11 protein-coding genes are annotated in these 17,860 nt (G+C 72.9%); 9 read left to right on the forward strand and 2 right to left on the reverse strand.

The window, feature by feature from the left end; genetic code table 11:
- Positions 1–48: 48 nt before the first annotated feature.
- Positions 49–366, forward strand: a complete 318-nt coding sequence (locus CLV52_RS07010) for a TNT domain-containing protein (protein ID WP_162850742.1) — start codon at positions 49–51, stop codon at positions 364–366.
- On the forward strand, positions 363–863 hold the full coding sequence (locus tag CLV52_RS07015; RefSeq protein WP_133765516.1) for a hypothetical protein: 501 nt from the start codon (positions 363–365) through the stop codon (positions 861–863). The genes CLV52_RS07010 and CLV52_RS07015 overlap by 4 nt, the downstream gene beginning before the upstream one ends.
- A gap of 130 nt (positions 864–993) precedes the next feature.
- On the opposite strand, the gene CLV52_RS07020 is transcribed toward CLV52_RS07015, so the two are convergent.
- Positions 994–1,314 carry a hypothetical protein gene (locus tag CLV52_RS07020; protein ID WP_133765517.1) on the reverse strand — a complete coding sequence of 107 codons (321 nt, stop codon included), beginning with the start codon at positions 1,312–1,314 and terminating at the stop codon, positions 994–996.
- A 1-nt stretch (position 1,315) separates the two neighbouring features.
- Entirely contained in the window at positions 1,316–2,332 is a 1,017-nt protein-coding gene (locus tag CLV52_RS07025) for a DUF6177 family protein (RefSeq protein WP_133765518.1), read from the reverse strand.
- Positions 2,333–2,503: 171 nt separating this feature from the next.
- Between CLV52_RS07025 and leuC the strand changes: the two genes are divergently transcribed.
- The 7 genes from leuC to CLV52_RS07060 all read left to right on the forward strand — a co-directional run bounded on the left by leuC (position 2,504) and on the right by CLV52_RS07060 (position 17,856).
- Positions 2,504–3,964 (forward strand): 3-isopropylmalate dehydratase large subunit, encoded by a 1,461-nt coding sequence (leuC, locus tag CLV52_RS07030; protein WP_133765519.1) that lies wholly within the window; start codon positions 2,504–2,506, stop codon positions 3,962–3,964.
- Positions 3,964–4,566 (forward strand): 3-isopropylmalate dehydratase small subunit, encoded by a 603-nt coding sequence (leuD, locus tag CLV52_RS07035; protein WP_133765520.1) that lies wholly within the window; start codon positions 3,964–3,966, stop codon positions 4,564–4,566. Before leuC ends, leuD begins: the two co-directional genes overlap by 1 nt.
- 80 nt (positions 4,567–4,646) lie before the next feature.
- Complete coding sequence (gene murA / locus CLV52_RS07040) at positions 4,647–5,969, forward strand: UDP-N-acetylglucosamine 1-carboxyvinyltransferase (RefSeq protein WP_425455676.1); 1,323 nt, start codon at positions 4,647–4,649, stop codon at positions 5,967–5,969.
- 12 nt (positions 5,970–5,981) lie between these two features.
- Positions 5,982–6,773, forward strand: a complete 792-nt coding sequence (locus CLV52_RS07045) for a lysophospholipid acyltransferase family protein (RefSeq protein WP_133765521.1) — start codon at positions 5,982–5,984, stop codon at positions 6,771–6,773.
- A 97-nt stretch (positions 6,774–6,870) separates the two neighbouring features.
- Complete coding sequence (locus CLV52_RS07050) at positions 6,871–7,866, forward strand: NAD(P)H-dependent glycerol-3-phosphate dehydrogenase (protein WP_133765522.1); 996 nt, start codon at positions 6,871–6,873, stop codon at positions 7,864–7,866.
- Positions 7,867–8,112: 246 nt separating this feature from the next.
- Positions 8,113–16,272: a pectinesterase family protein gene (locus CLV52_RS07055; protein ID WP_133765523.1), complete on the forward strand. Its 8,160-nt coding sequence runs from the start codon at positions 8,113–8,115 to the stop codon at positions 16,270–16,272.
- 114 nt (positions 16,273–16,386) lie between these two features.
- Positions 16,387–17,856 carry a hypothetical protein gene (locus tag CLV52_RS07060; protein WP_133765524.1) on the forward strand — a complete coding sequence of 490 codons (1,470 nt, stop codon included), beginning with the start codon at positions 16,387–16,389 and terminating at the stop codon, positions 17,854–17,856.
- Positions 17,857–17,860 lie beyond the last annotated feature (4 nt).

Genomic DNA, 17,860 nt, shown 5'->3' on the forward strand with positions numbered 1-17,860 from the left:
GCGAGACACTCGTCGATGCCCGAACGGGCCCGTGGAGCAGGAGGCGCCGTGAGTGATGAGCAGGGTTCGCACAGACCGCAGATGGCACCGGTCGACCGCATCGGCACGGTCAACGGCACGCTCCTCCACGTGATGGTCGACGGGAAGCCGGCCTCCTTCGAGTCCCGCTCCCTGCCGCCGTCCGCGCTCGCCACCCCGCACGTCGAGTACCTCCTGCAGGCGCTTCCCGCGGCATGGTCGCTCGAGGTCGGCGAGGTAGCCCCGTGGTTCGGACAGCCCGGCGGTGCGACGCAGCTGTTCGTCCTCGACGGCGCCGGTCGCAAGGTCCGTGTCGCGGACCTGCTGCGGATCGGGGTGCTCGCGTGAGCGTGCTCGAGCTGCCGGAGGCCGCACGCCGCGTGCTCGGCGCGGCGCGATGCTCCATCCGCGAGGACGAGGACGGCTACTGGATCTCGGAGGGGGAGGGCGAGATCCGGTATCTGGTGCGGCGCACGCCGGATCACCTCCGCCTCGTCCGCTACGACCGGGGCGACGACCCGCTGTGGCAGATGAGCGCCGACGACGCGGTCGACCTGGTCCGCTTCCTCATGGTCGAGCTCGGCCCCGTCGCGCGCCAGTACCGCGGGCTCATCCCCGTGGTGTTCCCGACCTTCGACCCCGGCGTCTCCGCGGGGTTCGATCGCCGGATCGACGACGAGGGGATCGTCGTACGGCAGGGGGATCGCATCCGCGGCGTGTTCCCTGCGGAGGATCCGTTCGGCGTCAGCCGCTCGACCGACTTCACCTGGTACGCGGACGTCGATCCGGATCGCATCTCCGAGCTGATCCTCACCACGAGCGTCGCTCCGGCCCCACCCGGATGAAGCGACTCGTCCCGGCCGAGGTGCGCGCCGTCCTGCGGGACGGGGTCCGTCACCGCCTTCGCGGTGCGGGACGGCGACGATCCTCGCTCGCGGCTCGACGTCATCCCGCTCGACGCCTGACGGGAGTCGTTCAGGCCTCGGTTCCGTCGCACCGGTCGGCGACCTCGCGGAGGACGGCCGTCAGCCTCGCGTCGACGCGCGGCACGACGACGTCGCTCCACCACGGGCGTCCTGCGGCGTCGACGTCGAGCAGTCGACGCGCCTCCGTGGGCGACGACACCTCGCGGGGGAGCGTCACGGTCGCGAGCACGGAGCCGGCCGGGTCGACCAGCTGCGCGGCGGCACCGGGCAGCACCTGCACGAGCCCGTCGGGGACGACGGCGCGCAGCGCGGCGAGCCAGGTCTCGGGCGTGGGCGGAGTCGCCGTCAGGAGGGTGCGCTCGTGCGGCATCTCAGGCCTCACTCCGGTCCGGTGCTGGCACGCCGCGGAGGACGGCGCGCACGCGCTCGCGACCGACGACGTCGACGAAGCGTTCGAAGGCGGGCCAGCCGCCGTCCGCGCCGCCGAACGGCACGACGACGCCGGGGATCCGCGGGCGGCCGACGACGAGCGCGCCGAAGCGCTCGACGAGCTGCGGCACGTCGAGGCCGAGGTCGCGCACGCCCGGGGCGCCGATCAGGACCGCGACCGGCACGGGCGGCGCCTGCAGGTGCGGCGCCGTCGTCAGGTCGGCGCGGCCGGGGCGCGCGAAGACGGAGGCGAAGAGCGGCAGGGCGTCCTCCGCGAGCATCCGCAGGCGGGTCGGGACCTCGGCGAAGGCGGCGTCGGTCGACGGCGCGCCGACGGGTCCGAGCGCGACGAGCGCCTGCAGCACCTCCTCGACGCCCTTGTCGGTCCGCTGCACGAGGGTGCTGCCGATCAGGGAGGGGCCGGCGACGACCACCCGGGACTCCTCCGGCGCGCGAGCCGCGAGGTGCCGGGTCACGGCGACCGGATCCCACGGGTGCTCGACCGGCTCGTGCGGGCCCCAGCCGGTCGGGCCGTCCGCACCGGCGAGGCCGGCGACGAGCTCGAGCGCGCCGCCGATGCGGGTGGCGGCCTCGGCGCGGTGCCGCAGGGACGCGGTGACGACCAGCTGGAGGGCGTCCGCCTCCACCGGCCGCAGGAACGACGGCGAGACGCCCGTGCCGTCGGCCGCCAGCCCGAGCAGCCCGTCCCACGAGCCTCCCTCGCCGTCCTCCACGACCCAGGACCCGCCCGCGGAGGCGAGCGCGTCGCGGAGCGGGTCGGTCAGCCGCGAGGTCGCAGGCGTGACGAGGCGGACGCGGCGCTGTGCCGCGTGCGCCGCGATCAGCAGGTCGGCGCGGAGCGGGGTGAGCGCGACGACCTCGCGGTCCGAGCGCGTCACGAGCACGTCCCCGTCGACGCCGTCGACGAGCGGATGCGGTCGCGCCTCGCCGGTCGTCACGCCGCCATCCTGCCGCCCGCCGCTGCGGCCGCGCCGAAACACGGTGGTAACGTGCCCTCCATGCTCCGCGGCGCGCTCCTCCTTCCGTGCCGCGACGAGGTCTGAACCCACCGGCTCCCTCGTCGCGGAGGTCTTCACCTGCCGGGAACATCCCTTTTCTGGAGGACTTCCATGAGTGAGACCGCTCCCGCACCGCAGCGCGCACATCGCGACGGCGCGCGCACCCTGGCCGAGAAGGTCTGGGCCGACCACCTCGTCAAGCGAGGTGAGGACGGCGCGCCCGACCTCATCTACATCGACCTGCACCTCGTGCACGAGGTCACCAGCCCGCAGGCCTTCGACGGGCTTCGGGCCGAGGGGCGCCCGGTCCGCCGCACCGACCTGACGATCGCGACGGAGGACCACAACACCCCGACGCTGCACATCGACAAGCCGATCGCGGACATCACGAGCCGCACGCAGATCGAGACGCTGCGCCGCAACGCGCGGGAGTTCGGCGTCCGCCTGCACTCCCTCGGGGACGCCGAGCAGGGGATCGTGCACGTCGTCGGCCCGCAGCTCGGGCTGACGATGCCGGGCGTGACGGTGGTCTGCGGCGACTCGCACACCTCCACGCACGGTGCGTTCGGCGCCATGGCGTTCGGCATCGGCACGAGCGAGGTCGAGCACGTGCTCGCCACGCAGACCCTGCCGCTGAAGCCGTTCAAGACGATGGCGATCACCGTCGAGGGCACGCTGAAGCCGGGCGTGACGGCGAAGGACATCATCCTGGCCGTCATCGCGAGGATCGGCGCCAACGGCGGCCAGGGCTACGTCCTGGAATACCGCGGGTCCGCCATCCGATCGCTCTCCATGGAGGGCCGGATGACGATCTGCAACATGTCGATCGAGGCGGGCGCGCGCGCCGGCATGGTCGCGCCGGACCAGACGACCTTCGACTACCTCGAGGGCCGGCCCCACGCACCGAAGGGCGCCGACTGGGACGCCGCGGTGGAGTACTGGAGGACGCTGCCGTCCGACGACGACGCCGTGTTCGACGCGGAGGTGTTCCTCGACGCCGACGAGCTCGAGCCGTTCGTCACCTGGGGCACCAACCCGGGCCAGGGCACGACCCTCGCGGGCGAGGTGCCGGACCCGGCCGCGATCGCGGACCCGCAGGAGCGCGCCGCAGCCGAGCGCGCGCTGCAGTACATGGACCTCGCTCCGGGCACGCCGCTCAAGGAGATCGCGGTCGACGCGGTCTTCATGGGCTCCTGCACGAACAGCCGCATCGAGGACCTCCGCGCGTTCGCGTCGATCGTCCGGGGGCGCAAGAAGGCCGACGGCGTCCGCGTCATGGTCGTGCCGGGCTCGGCCCGCGTGCGGCTGGAGGCGGAGGCGGAGGGGCTCGACAAGGTCTTCGAGGAGTTCGGCGCCGAGTGGCGCTTCGCGGGCTGCTCGATGTGCCTCGGCATGAACCCGGACCAGCTCGCGCCGGGGGAGCGCTGCGCCTCCACCTCCAACCGGAACTTCGAGGGCCGGCAGGGCAAGGGCGGCCGCACGCACCTCGTGTCGCCGCTCGTCGCCGCGGCGACGGCGATCCGCGGCACCCTGTCCGCCCCGTCCGACGTGCTGGAAGGGAGCCTGGTCTGATGGAACCCTTCACCACCCACACCGGCGTCGCCGTCCCGCTGCAGCGGTCCGCGGTCGACACCGACCAGATCATCCCGGCCGTCTACCTGAAGCGGGTGACGAAGACCGGGTACGACGACGCGCTGTTCGCGAACCTGCGCCAGGAGCCGTCGTTCGTGCTGAACGACCCGGCCTACGCGCAGGGCTCCGTCCTGTTCGCGGGCCCGGACTTCGGCACGGGCTCGAGCCGCGAGCACGCGGTCTGGGCGCTCCGGGACTACGGCTTCCGCGCCGTGTTCGCGCCGCGGTTCGGCGACATCTTCCGCGGCAACGCCGGCAAGCAGGGCCTGCTGACCGGCGTGCTGCCGGAGGACGTGATCGCGACATGCTGGGCCGCGATCGAGGCGGATCCCGGCGTCGCGGCTACCGTCGACCTCCAGGCGGGCACCGTCACCCTTTCGGGGGAGACCCACCCGTTCGAGATCGATGCCTACACTCGCTGGAGGCTCCTGGAGGGCCTCGACGACATCGGACTCACGCTGCGTGACGAAGCGCTGATCACCCAGTTCGAACAGGGCCGCGAAGCGTGGCGACCCCGGACCTTGCCGGTTAGGGAATCTTGAGCACAGCATTCAGTTCCGCGCCCAACACCGCCCAGATCGCGGTCACCTCCGACGCGGCCCGTGCGGGCGCGAGCGTCGGCCTGACCTTCGATCGGCTGACGATCGAGGGCGGGAAGCCGCTGCGCGGCGCCGTCGAGGTGCGCGGGGCGAAGAACCTCGTCACCAAGGCGATGGTCGCGTCGCTGCTGTCCGAGGACATCAGCGTGCTGCGGGACGTGCCGGACCTCAGCGACGTCCGCGTCGTGCGCGGGCTGCTCGAGATCCACGGCGTCTCCGTCACCCCGGGCGTGCAGCCCGGCGAGCTGCTGCTCGACACCCGCAACGTGCGCCGCGCGCACGTCAAGGAGATCGACGCGCACGCCGGCTCGAGCCGCATCCCGATCCTGTTCTGCGGCCCGCTGCTGCACCAGCTCGGCGAGGCGTTTATCCCGGACCTCGGCGGCTGCCGGATCGGCGACCGCCCGATCGACTTCCACCTCGACGCGCTGCGCAAGTTCGGCGCGATCGTCGACAAGCTGCCCGCCGGCATCCGCCTGTCGGCGCCGAACGGGCTGCACGGCGCGCACATCCACCTCCCGTACCCGAGCGTCGGCGCGACCGAGCAGGTGCTGCTCACCGCGGTGCGCGCTCGCGGCACGACGGAGCTGCGGAACGCGGCGATCGAGCCCGAGATCATGGACCTGATCGCGATCCTGCAGAAGATGGGCGCGATCATCTCGGTCGAGCCGAACCGCGTCATCCTCATCGAGGGCGTGACCGAGCTGAAGGGCTACGCGCACCGCGCGATCTTCGACCGCAACGAGGCCGCCTCGTGGGCCTCCGCGGCGCTCGCGACCAAGGGCGACGTGTTCGTCAAGGGCGCGGTGCAGGAGCACATGATGACGTTCCTGAACGTGTTCCGGAAGGTCGGCGGCGCGTTCGACGTGCTCGAGGACGGCATCCGCTTCTACCACCCGGGCGGCGCGCTGAAGCCGGTCGTCATCGAGACCGACGTGCACCCCGGCTTCATGACGGACTGGCAGCAGCCGCTGATCGTCGCGCTGACGCAGGCGGACGGCGTCTCCACGGTCCACGAGACCGTCTACGAGAACCGGTTCGGCTTCACCGACGCGCTGCAGAAGATGGGTGCGGACATCCGCGTCCACCCGCGCGGCTTCGCCGCGCCGAACCGCCGCGTCCCGCGCCGCGAGCTCGAGCAGGCCGCCGTGATCACCGGGCCGACGCCGCTGCACGGCGCCGACATCGAGGTGCCGGACCTGCGCGGCGGCTTCTCGCACCTCATCGCGGCGCTGACCGCCGAGGGCACGAGCACCGTGCGCAACGTGGGGATCATCAGCCGCGGCTACGAGAACTTCGGCGAGAAGCTGAAGGCCCTGGGGGCGCGCTTCAGCGTCGACGGCTGAGGGCTCCGTCGGATGTCTGATCGAGAGCCGGTCGAGCCGGCCCTCGCGGCGGTGCGGACGACGCCGCGGCGGCCGAAGTCGGAGAAGCGTCGGCCGTCGGTGTGGTGGCCGCTCGCCGGGCCGGCCGCGCCGATCGTCCGTGCGCTCGCCGCGACCCGGATCCGGAGCGGTGAGAAGCTGCCCGCGACCGGGCCGTACATCCTCACGCCGAACCACATGTCGAACCTCGACCCGGTGGTCGTCGGAGAGGTCGTGTGGCGGCTCGGGCGCGCGCCCCGCTTCCTCGCGAAGGCCTCGCTCTTCCGTGTGCCGGTGCTCGGCGGGCTGCTGCACGCGCTCGGCCAGATCCCGGTGGACCGCGGCGGCGCTGCGCGGGGCGCCATCCCGCTCTCCGCGGCCGAGCGGCTGATCGGGGAGGGGCAGGGCGTCATCGTCTACCCGGAGGGGTCGCTGACCCGCGATCCGGACCTGTGGCCGATGCGCGGCAAGACCGGCGCGGCGCGCCTGGCGCTGCAGCTCGGGATCCCGGTGATCCCCGTGGCGCACTGGGGCGCGCAGGCGCTCATGCCGGTGAACTCGACGAAGCTGCGCCTCCGACCGCGCGCCCACGTGCAGGTGCTCTTCGGCGACCCGATCGACCTCTCCGACCTCGGCCGCGTGGCCGACAAGGCCGCGCTCGCGGAGGCGACCGATCGGATCATGGCCGCGATCACCGAGCTGCTCGAGGAGCTGCGCGGCGAGACCGCGCCCGCCGAGCGCTGGGACCCGGCGAAGCACGGCCAGACCGAGACGGGCACCTTCTGATGCCGGTTTTCACGGATCAGGACGAATCGACGACACGCCGCGCCCGCCGGGTCGCCGGCCGGCGTGTCGGCCGAATCGTCCTGATCGGTGCAACGCGATGAGGGTCGCGGTCCTCGGGGCCGGCTCGTGGGGCACCGTCTTCGCGAAGGTGCTCGCCGACTCCGGCAACGACGTCGTGCTGTGGGCCCGGCGGCCGAAGGTCGCGCAGGCGATCGAGCACCGCCGGCGCAACGACGACTACCTCCCCGGCGTGCTGCTGCCCGCCGGCATCGAGGCGACCAGCGACCTGCCGCGCGCGCTCCGCGGCGCGGAGGTCGTCTTCCTCTCCGTCCCGAGCCAGTCCCTCCGCGGCCTGCTCCGCGACGTGCGGCCGGCCCTCGAGCCGACCGCGATCGCGGTCAGCCTGATGAAGGGCGTGGAGGACGGCACGGGTGCGCGCATGAGCGAGGTCATCCGGCAGGGCCTCGCGCTGCCGGACGACCGGATCGCCGTGGTATCCGGCCCGAACCTCGCGCTCGAGATCGCGCGCGAGGAGCCGACCGCCGCGGTCGTCGCCTCCACCTCCCTCGACACCGCGATGCGGGTCGCCTCCGCCTGCGCGAACCGCTACTTCGGGACGTTCATGAACGCGGACGTGATCGGCACCGAGTTCGGCGGGGTGCTGAAGAACCTCATCGCGCTCGCGGTCGGCATCGTCGTCGGCGTCGGGTACGGCGACAACACGAAGGCCTCGATCCTCACCCGCGGGCTCGCGGAGATGAGCGCGTTCGCGGCGGCGTTCGGCGCGCAGCCCGACACGCTCGCCGGCCTCGCGGGCATGGGTGACCTGATCGCGACGAGCGAGTCGCCCCGCTCGCGGAACAACCGCGCCGGGCGCCTCCTCGGCCAGGGCTACACGAAGGACGACGTGCTCCGCACGATGGACCAGGTCGCGGAGGGGCTCGCCTCGCTCGAGCCCGTCCTCGCGCTCGCGGCCGCGAAGGGCGTCGAGATGCCGATCTGCACGCAGGTCTCGCAGGTCATCGCCGGCACCCTCGACCCCCGCGACATCGCCCCGCACGCGGCGGCCGACCCGCTCCCGATCGGGGAGTGATCGGCGAGTGATCGGCGCGGGCCCGGCTCGCTCCGGTCCCACTCCCGACCCGCTCCATCCCGTCCCCAGTTCGGGGGCCATTTCGCGCATTTCGGAGGACGGAACACCGGAATCGGCCGTCCAGATCCGATTCATGCTCCATCCTGTGAAGACCCGGTGTACCCGCACCGTGTGTTCTTCCCCCCCTTCTCCGTCTCCTGCGCGTCCCCGCGCGCGCCGACGGTGCACCTGAAAGCACCCTCCCCGATGCTCTCTGCTTCACCCGCCCCTGCCCGCTCGCGCCGCCCGCGCCTGCTCGTCGCCCTCGTCACCGCCGCGGTCGTCGCGTCCGTCGCCGTGCCGATGCAGGCGCTCGCCGCCCCGGACACGACCGCCCCGGGCAAGCCGGGCAGCGTCGCCAGCAGCTACTACGGCGGCGTCGGCACCGTGCTCACGTGGAGCAGGGTGTCCGCGAGCGACCTCGCGACCTACCGCGTGTACCGCTCGTCGCAGAAGGCGATGACCGTCGCGAACTCGACGCGGATCGGCGAGACGACGTCACTGTCGTTCACGGACCGCACGGCCACCGCGGGGGCGACCCTCTTCTACGCGCTCACCGCCGTGGACCGCAGCGGCAACGAGAGCGGCTTCTCCTCGATCAAGCAGGTGACCGCGAAGGACACCGCCAAGCCCGGGACGCCCTCGAGCCTGAAGGCGACCGCCTCCGCGTCGGGCATCGCGCTCGACTGGAAGGACAACGGCGAGCCCGACCTGGCCGGGTACCAGGTGCTGCGCAGCACGTCCTCCGGCGGCCCGTGGACGCAGGTCGCGTCCGGGCTGACGGCATCCGCGTTCACCGACGCGCAGGCGCCCGCGACCGTGAAGAGCTACTACCGCGTCACGGCCAGCGACCTCAGCGGCAACACCTCGTCCTACGCCAGCACGTCCGCCACGCGTCCGTCCGGCGCCGTCGTCGTGCCGCCCGCCGCGCAGCCGCCCGCCGCGCCGACCGGCTTCACCGCGAAGCTGAGCTCCGCGGGCGTCCCGCAGCTGTCCTGGACGGCGGCGACCGGAGCGACCTCCTACCGGCTCAGCCGCGCCGCGGGCGCGGACGCCGACGGCGTCGTGCTCTCCTCGTCGATCACGGCGACGACGTACTCGGACGGGGCGGCCCCCGCGAAGCAGACCGCGTACTACCGGCTCGTCGCGGTGAACGCCGCGGGCGCCTCCGCCGCGGTCACCGCCTCCGTCGCCGTCCCCGGCGACACCACCCCGCCCGCCACGCCCGGCAGCCCGACGACGAAGGTCGTCCCCGGCGGTGGCATGACGGTGTCCTGGCCCGCCAACAAGGAGGCCGACCTCGCCGGCTACACGGTGCAGCGCCGCGACGCCGACGGCGTGTACCGCGACTGGCTGCCCGCCTCGGGCGCCGCGTACGCGCTGACGTCCTTCACGGACGACACCGCGATCGAGGGCACGGTCCACTACTACCGCCTCCGCGCGATCGACGCCTCGGGCAACCTGTCCGGCTACAAGTCGATCACGGCGAACAACCCGAACAAGGCGCCGGGTGCGCCGACGTCGCTCGTCGTGAAGCAGGACCCGACGGCCGGCCTCGCGCTGACCTGGAAGGCGCCCTCCGACGTCGACCTCGCGGGCTACTCCGTCTACCGGAGCACGAGCTCCTCCAGCGGCTTCGCGCTGCTGACGACGCTCACCACGGCCGCGGCGGGTCAGACCCCGGGGTTCCGCGACACGAGCGCGCCCAAGGGCGTCACGGTCTACTACCGCGTCGCCGCGGTCGACGCCGTCGGCAACGCCTCCTCCCTGTCGAGCACCGTCTCCGGCACGTCGCTCACGAACCCCGTGCCCGTCGCGGTGGACACGACCGTGCTCACGGTCGGCAGTGGCGAGCAGTTCGCGACGGTCGCCGCCGCGGTCGCGTCGATCCCGACGAACAACCTCAAGCACTACCGGATCGACATCGACCCGGGCACCTACACCGAGCACTTCACGATCGACTCGCCGTTCGTCGAGCTGCACGGCACGGGCACCGGCCCGAACGCCACGGTGATCAGTGCCGCGCGCGCGTCCGGCAGCCCCGACCCCGCCGCGCCCGGCGACACGCTCGGCACCGCGGGCAGCGCCGTCGTCTTCGTCGACGCGAACGACGTCCGCCTCTCGAACCTCACCGTCGCCAACACCTTCGACGAGGTCGGGAACCCCCAGATCGCCGACCAGCAGGCCGTCGCGCTCCGCGTCGAGGGCGACCGCTTCGTCGCCGACCACGTGCGGCTCCTCGGCAACCAGGACACGCTCCTCGCCGACACCCCGAAGCCGACGACCCGCATCCGGCAGTACTACGTCGACTCCTACATCGAGGGTGACGTCGACTTCGTGTTCGGCGCGGCGAACGCCGTCTTCGACCGCGTGACGTTCCACGCCCTCGACCGCGGCAAGAGCAACAACGGCTACCTCACCGCCGCCAGCACGGACATCGGCAGCAAGTACGGCTTCCTCATCTGGAACAGCAAGGTGGAGTCGGACGCCGCGAAGGGCACCGTGAACCTCGGGCGCCCGTGGCACCCGAGCGCCGACCCGGATGCCCAGGGCTCGGTCGTGTTCATGCACACCTCGCTGCCGGCCGCCATCGACACCGTGCAGCCGTGGGACGACATGGCGTCCACGAACTCCTCCGGGACCAAGGTCAACTTCCCGTGGACCACCGGTCGCTTCGCCGAGTTCGACGACTTCGGGCCGGGCGCGACGGTCTCCGCGAACCGTCCGCAGCTCACCGCCTCGAACGCCGCGAAGATCACGCCGGAGATCCAGCTCGCCGGCAAGGACGGCTGGAACCCGGTCGTCGCCGACCCGGGCACCGCTCCGGACGCGCCGACCGGCGTGGTCGCGTCGACCGACACGCGGCTCGTGAACCTCACCTGGAACGACGACGACTCGGCCCGCGTCGTCGGCTGGAACGTCTACCGCGCCGACGCGACCGGCCCGTTCTCGAAGCTCGGGACGACCGACACCGCCTCCTACCAGGACACGACCGCCGTCACCGGCGCCGCCTACCGCTACGTCGTGACCGCGATCACCCGCCAGGCGCTCGAGTCGGCGCAGAGCCCGATCGTCACCGTCACCGTCACGGCCGCGGCGCACACCGCCGACTACGTCGTCGACCCGGCCGCTACCCCCGGCCCGACGACCTTCACCACGCTCGCCGCCGCGCTCGCCGCAGCGCCCGCCGGCACGCCCACCGACCCGACGGTCATCGAGCTCGCGAAGGGGCGGTACGCCGAGTACACGACCATCGCGAAGCCGTGGACCATCGTCCGCGGCGCCACCGGCGACCCGAAGGACGTCGTCATCACCGGCGATCGCGCCGCGGGGACGCCCACCGGAACCACCACGAACGGGGTGCCGGACACCTACGGCACCTCCGGCAGCGCGACGCTCGTCATCACCGGCAGCAACGTCGGGCTGCGCGACCTCACGGTCGAGAACGCCTACAAGGAGGGCACGTACGCGAACGGCCAGGCCGTCGCCCTCCGTTCGACGGGCGACCGGCTCTCGTACGACGACGTCCGGCTGCTCGGCAACCAGGACACCCTGTACGCGAACAGCCCGTCGACCACGACGACCGCGCGCACCTACATCCACGACTCGTACATCGAGGGGGACGTCGATTTCGTCTTCGGTCGCGGCACGGTCGTCATCGACGACTCGACGCTGCACGTCCTCGACCACGGCACGTCGCCGAACGGCGCCGTGACGGCCGCGAGCACGAACACCGCCAACCCGTACGGCTTCCTCATCACGGACAGCCGGATCATCGGCGACGCGCCGGACGGCTCGCAGAACCTCGGCCGCCCGTGGCAGCCGGGCATCGCGCAGCCCGACGGCAGCTCGGTCGCCGACACGACCGCCGTCGCGCAGGTGACGGTCCGCGACAGCTGGCTCGGTCCCGTCGTCTCGGCCACCGCCCCGTGGACGAACATGGTGAACAGCGGCACGACGACCTCGTGGACCTCCGCCCGGTTCGGCTCGTACGCCAACACCGGCCCCGGCGCCGGCACGGGTGCCGGCTCGCCGCAGCTGACCGACGCCCAGGCCGCGGACGCGACGCCGGAGCGCTACCTCGCCGGCGCCGACGGCTGGAACCCGGTCGCCGACCCAGCCCCGCAGACCGCGCCGTCCGCGCCCGCCGGCCTGACCGCGACCGGCGGCGACCAGCAGGTCTCGCTCACCTGGAACGACAACCCGGAGGCGGACGCCGCGACCTACCGCGTCTACCGCTCCACGGGCTCCGACGCGGTGACGGCCGACGCCGCGCACCTCGTCGCCGAGGTGGCCAAGCACGCCTACACCGACGCGGGCCTCGTGAACGGGACCGAGTACCACTACCTCCTCGTGGCCGTCGACACCGCCGGCCGCAGCTCCGCTCCCTCCGATGCCGTCTCCGCGACCGCTGCGGTGAAGCCGCTCGTCGCCGACGTCACCGTGGCGAAGGACGGCTCCGGCGACTTCACGACCGTGCAGGCGGCGCTGAACGCGGTGCCGGCCGGCACCGCCGCGTCGCCGAAGGTCGTGCTCGTGAAGCCGGGCACCTACCGCGGGGTGGTCGTCTCCTCGAAGCCGAACGTGATCATCGCGGGCACGAGCGGCGACGCCGCGGACGTCGTCATCACCTTCGACAACGCCAACGGGACACCGACGTCCGCCACCACCTGCCCGCAGGTGACGACGGCGACCTGCGGCACGGCCGGCAGCGCCACCGTGACGCTCACCGGCGCCGGCGTGCAGGTCCGCGACCTCACGATCGCGAACACCTTCGACGCGTCCCAGCACCCGGAGATCGGGAACTTCAACACCCAGGCCGTCGCGCTCCGCGCGACCGGCGACCGGCAGGTCTACCGCGACGTGCGGCTGCTGGGTGCGCAGGACACCCTGAACGCCGACGCGTCCGGCGGCATCTCGGCCGACGGCTCCGGCTACCCGCGCCAGTACTACGTCGACAGCCTGATCCAGGGCAATGTCGACTACGTCTTCGGCCGGGCGAGCGCCGTGTTCCAGCGGGTGACGTTCTCCTCCACCAAGCGCAACGGCGGCACCGTGTTCGCGCCGTCGACCGCGAGCAAGGCCCTCGGCTACCTCGTCGTCGACAGCCGCTTCACGAGCAGCAACGACCCGGGATCCTTCTACCTCGGTCGGCCGTGGCGCGCATGGAGCGACGGCGCGTACGCGGACTCCTCCCGCGGGCAGACGGTGATCGTGGACAGCTCGTTCGCCGCGGGCTTCGCGGTCGCCCACCCGTGGACCGACTTCGCGCCGAACCTGTGGACCGACGGGCGCTTCGCCGAGTACCGGAACACGGGCGACGGTGCGACCGTGAACGTGAACCGTCCGCAGCTCACCGACGCGCAGGCCGCCGCGATCACGCCGGCCGGGTGGCTGGCCGGGTCGGACGGCTGGAACCCGCTCGTGGACGCGCCCGCGGACACCGCTCCGGCGGCACCCACCGGGCTCGCCGTGACCGCGGCGAGCAAGCAGGCCTTCGTCACGTGGGACGAGAGCACCGCTGCGGACGTCGTCGCCTATCGCGTGCTGCGCGACGGCGCGGTCGTCGGCACGGTCGACTCGCCGTCCTTCACCGACACCGGGCTCACGAACGACACCGCCTACCGCTACACGGTGGTCGCGGTGGACGCCGCCGGCCGCGTCTCCGCGGAGAGCGCGCCCGTCTCCGTCACGCCGAAGCTCGTCGTGGACGCGGTCGTGGCCGCGGACGGCTCGGGGGACTACACCACCCTCGCCGCCGCCCTCACCGCCGCGAAGGCGGGCTGGGTCATCAAGGTCCAGCCGGGCACCTACACGGGCACGACCACGATCGGGAAGCCGGTCACCGTCATCGGCGGCGGGAACGCCCCCGGCGACGTGGTCCTGACGAACGGCACCGCGGACGCGACCGTCGCGATCACCGCCGACGGCGTGAGCCTCAGCGGCCTGACCCTCGCCAACACGTCGACGTCGGGCAGCGCCCCGGCGCTGTCGATGACGGGCGATCAGGACCTGGTCGCGAACAGCGTGCTGACCAGCGCCGCGAACCGCACCGTCTTCGCGGACACCGTCACGTACACCGCGTCCGCGCGGCAGATGATCACCGGTTCGACGATCGTCGGCGGCAGCGACATCGTGCTCGGCCGCGCGACGCTGGTGATCAACGACAGCACGATCAAGCCCCGGCAGAGCGGCACGGTCCTCACGCCCAGCACGGCGTCGACGTTCAAGGGCTTCCTGCTGATCAACAGCACGGTGGACACCACCGGGGTCACGAACGTGCAGCTCGGCCGCCCGTACCGGGCCTGGGGCGACCAGTACACGCCGAACTCGGTCGGGCAGGCCGTGGTCCGCGACTCCGTGCTCGGTTCCGGCATCCGCTCGGCGCAGCCGTGGGGGACCGGACCGGCGAACGAGCCGTCGACGCTCGGCCGCTTCGCGGAGTACGCGAACACCGGCGCCGGCGCGACGACCAACGCGAACCGTCCGCAGCTGAGCCCGGCGGACTCCGTGTCCTTCACGGTGTCCCAGTGGCTCGGCATCGGCTCCTGGTACCCGGCCGTCGCCGACCCGGCCCCTCCGGCCGACGTCACCGCGCCGGCGGCGCCGACCGGCCTGATCGCGACCCCGGCCGACGGCTCGATCGCCTTGAGCTGGACCGCGCCGTCGGACGCCGACCTCGCCGGCTACCGGGTCTACCGGTCCACCGCGTCGACGGTCGCGCTGACCGCCGCGAACCTCGTCGGGTCCCCGACGTCGGCCTCCTTCGCGGACACCGGGCTCACGAACGGCACCGCGTACCGCTACGCCGTGGTCGCGCTCGACGCCGTCGGGAACGCGTCCGTCGCGGCGACCACGACCGCGTCGCCCGCCGACAGCAACCCGCCTGCCGCCCCGAAGGGTCTCGTCGCCACCGGCGGCGACTCGAAGGTCGTCCTGTCGTGGACGGCGAGCCCGGAGCCGGACCTCGCCGGCTACCGCGTGTACGACGCCGACGGCACCCGGGTGACCGATGCGCTCGTCACGGGCACCACGTACACGGTCACCGGCCTGACGAACGGCACCGCGAGCTCCTTTACGCTCACCGCCGTCGACACCGCCGGGAACGAGTCCGCGAAGTCCGATCCAGTGACGGCGACGCCCGCGCCCGGCGACCACACGGCTCCGCTCGCGCCGACGGGCGTGTCCACGGTGCTCGGGAAGACGTCCGTGACGGTGAAGTGGGCCGCGGTCTCCGCCGACGACCTCGCCGGCTACGACGTGTACCGGAACGGGACCAAGCTGACCTCCGTCGGCGCGGGGACGACCTCGTACACCGACCCGTCCGTGACCGTCGGAACCACCTACGCCTACACGGTGACGGCCTCCGACGCCTCCGGGAACGTCTCGGCCGCGTCGAGCAGCGCCTCGGCGACGCCGATCAAGGTCGACGTCGTGGTAGCCGCGGACGGCTCGGGCGACGCGACGACGCTCCAGGCGGTGCTCGGCACCCCGACCGCGGGCGGCGCGTACGACGCGACCGCCCCGGGCACGCTGGCCAACAACGCGGACTACACGAGCCAGGGCTACCGGACGATCCTCGTGATGCCGGGCACCTACACGGGCCCGTTCGTCTCCGGGAACCGGTACGGCGTGCGCATCATCGGTGCGACCGGCGACCCGAAGGACGTCGTGCTCACGGCGCCGAGCGGTTCGGTGCCGACGTTCTCGGTGAGCGGCAACCAGTGGACGTTCCGCGCGATCACGCTGCGCAGCACCTACTCCGTGCTGGGCGGCGGGGCGACGGCGCTGCTGATCAACTCCGGCGACAAGCAGATCGTCGACAACACGAGGATCCTGGGCGACGGTCGTGCGCTGTACCTGAACTCGGCGAACACATCGACCTTCAGCCGGACGTACGTCACGAACTCCTTCATCGAGGGCGGCTCGGACTCGATCTACGGGCGCGGTGTCGGTGTCATCTCGAAGAGCACGATCCACCTGCTGAACGAGTTCAACGCATCCATCGCCTCCTCCAGCATCAGTGATCAGTCGAAATACGGATTCCTGATCACCGATAGCACTGTGACCGCGGACGGCGGAGCGAACAGCATGTACCTCGCTCGCCCGTACGGAGCTACCGGCTCGACCGGCCACGTGGTCGTCCGCTCGACGTCGCTGCCGGGCGCTCTCAACAGTGCGCAGCCGTGGCGGGACGCCAGCGCTTCGTTCCCCTGGACGTCGGGCCGCTTCTTCGAGTACCAGAACACCGGCGACGGTGCGACGGTGAACGCGAATCGGCCGCAGCTGACCGCGGACGACCAGGCCGGCTACACCGCAGCGGCGTACCTCGCCGGCTCCGACGGCTGGAACCCGATCGCGAACTGACCCCTGATCGCGGGGCGGCGGACCCGACCGCCGCCCCGCGATACTGGCCCGAACCCCCTCCGCGGTCCGCCACCCACGGCTCGCACCCTCTTCCTCACCCAAGGAATCCCCTCGATGGCATCCATCCATCCCGCCCGGCGCGCCTTCGCGGTCGTCGCCGGCATCGCGCTCGTCGCACTCCCGCTCGTCGCCCTCCAGGCCGCGCCCGCCCAGGCGGAGACGCCCGGCGTCGTCGCGAGCTGCGCGGGCCTGACGGTGAAGCCGAACGGCTACGCCGCGAAGGGCGAGCTGCGGATCGTCATCGACGGCGAGGTCCAGACCGACGGGGACGAGAGCGGCTGGACCACGTTCAAGGGCAGCTACCCGGGCGTCTACACGTTCGAGCCGAACCTGCCGCACACCTACGCCGTCGAGATCGACTCGTTCGCGGACGACTCCGCCGGCCGGTCGTTCGAGCCCGGGACCGGGGGAGACGTCCGCATCGCGGGCACGACGACCCCGTGCTCACCCGTCGTCGTCACTGGCGCGGGTTCGAACTGCACGAGCGCGTCCGGCGCGGGCAAGCAGTCGATGTCGCTCGAGTTCTCCGGTCTCCGGCGCAGCGTCACCTACCTCAGCGAGGTCCTCGACGCGGACGGCGAGGTCGTGAAGCACTTCCAGTTCCGCACCGCGCCCGTCGTCGAGCACCGCTTCACCGGGCTCAGCGCCGGGTCCACGTACACGGCGCGGGTGACGGACCAGTCGAACCCGGTGCTGTCCGGCTCGGCGATCGTCCGCATCGGCGACTGCGCCACGACGCCGACCGTGTCGCTGCGCTTCTCGCCCTGCAGCGCGGACCGACGCCACGCGTCGCTCCGGGCCGATCTGAGCGACCTCGTCGCCGGGCGCGACTACGGCGTCGACGCCAGCGCGGGGTCGCCCCGTGAGCGCACCCTGCGCGCGGCGGGTCCCACGGCGACCACCACGTTCGCCGGCCTCGTCCGCGGCACCGACGTCGTGGTGACCGTCGCGGACGAGGACGCTCCGCGCTCGATCCGGATCGCCGCGACCGTTCCCAGCTGCGGGACCGCCGCCGGCGGATCGGGCGCCTCGGCGCCCTCCTCGGGGGCGCCCACCCCGCCGAAGAACGGCAGCGGTCCGTCCCAGCCGGGCGGCTCCCCGAGCAGCGGCACGACGGCGCCGGGCGGCTCATCCACGCCGGGAGGGACGACGCCCGGCGGAACCGCGCCCGGTGGGTCCGCCGCGCCCGGCGGCACCCCGCATGCACCGACCGCGGGGTCTTCCCGGCCGGCCGGACCCTCGGGCGCCGGAGCGCCCGGCTCCTCGGTCGCGGGTGCGGCCGGCGCCGCGAGCACCGCGAGCCCGGCGGCGGTCGCGGCCGCCGCCGACGCCGCCGGACCCGGCGACTCGGGGTCCGGCACCGCCGTCGGCGGATCGTCGGCGGGCGGCGGCGGCCTCGTCGCGGCGACCGACGACCAGCGGATCGACCGGGTGCCCGCAGCGGCCATCGGCGTCGTGCTCGCGCTCGTCCTCGTGCTCGGCGTCGGGGCCCTCGCGCTCGTCCGCCGTCGCCGCGCGCACTGAACGG

It is taken from the genome of Amnibacterium kyonggiense (genome assembly GCF_004364555.1).
Classification (GTDB): domain Bacteria; phylum Actinomycetota; class Actinomycetes; order Actinomycetales; family Microbacteriaceae; genus Amnibacterium; species Amnibacterium kyonggiense.

Bases quoted from the DNA above. Each gene is read 5' to 3' on its own strand.
- CLV52_RS07020 (WP_133765517.1), bottom strand. From the start codon at position 1,314: ATGCCGCACGAGCGCACCCTCCTGACGGCGACTCCGCCCACGCCCGAG.
- leuC (WP_133765519.1), top strand. From the start codon at position 2,504: ATGAGTGAGACCGCTCCCGCACCGCAGCGCGCACATCGCGACGGCGCG.
- leuD (WP_133765520.1), top strand. From the start codon at position 3,964: ATGGAACCCTTCACCACCCACACCGGCGTCGCCGTCCCGCTGCAGCGG.
- CLV52_RS07045 (WP_133765521.1), top strand. From the start codon at position 5,982: ATGTCTGATCGAGAGCCGGTCGAGCCGGCCCTCGCGGCGGTGCGGACG.
- CLV52_RS07050 (WP_133765522.1), top strand. From the start codon at position 6,871: ATGAGGGTCGCGGTCCTCGGGGCCGGCTCGTGGGGCACCGTCTTCGCG.
- CLV52_RS07055 (WP_133765523.1), top strand. From the start codon at position 8,113: ATGCTCTCTGCTTCACCCGCCCCTGCCCGCTCGCGCCGCCCGCGCCTG.
- CLV52_RS07060 (WP_133765524.1), top strand. From the start codon at position 16,387: ATGGCATCCATCCATCCCGCCCGGCGCGCCTTCGCGGTCGTCGCCGGC.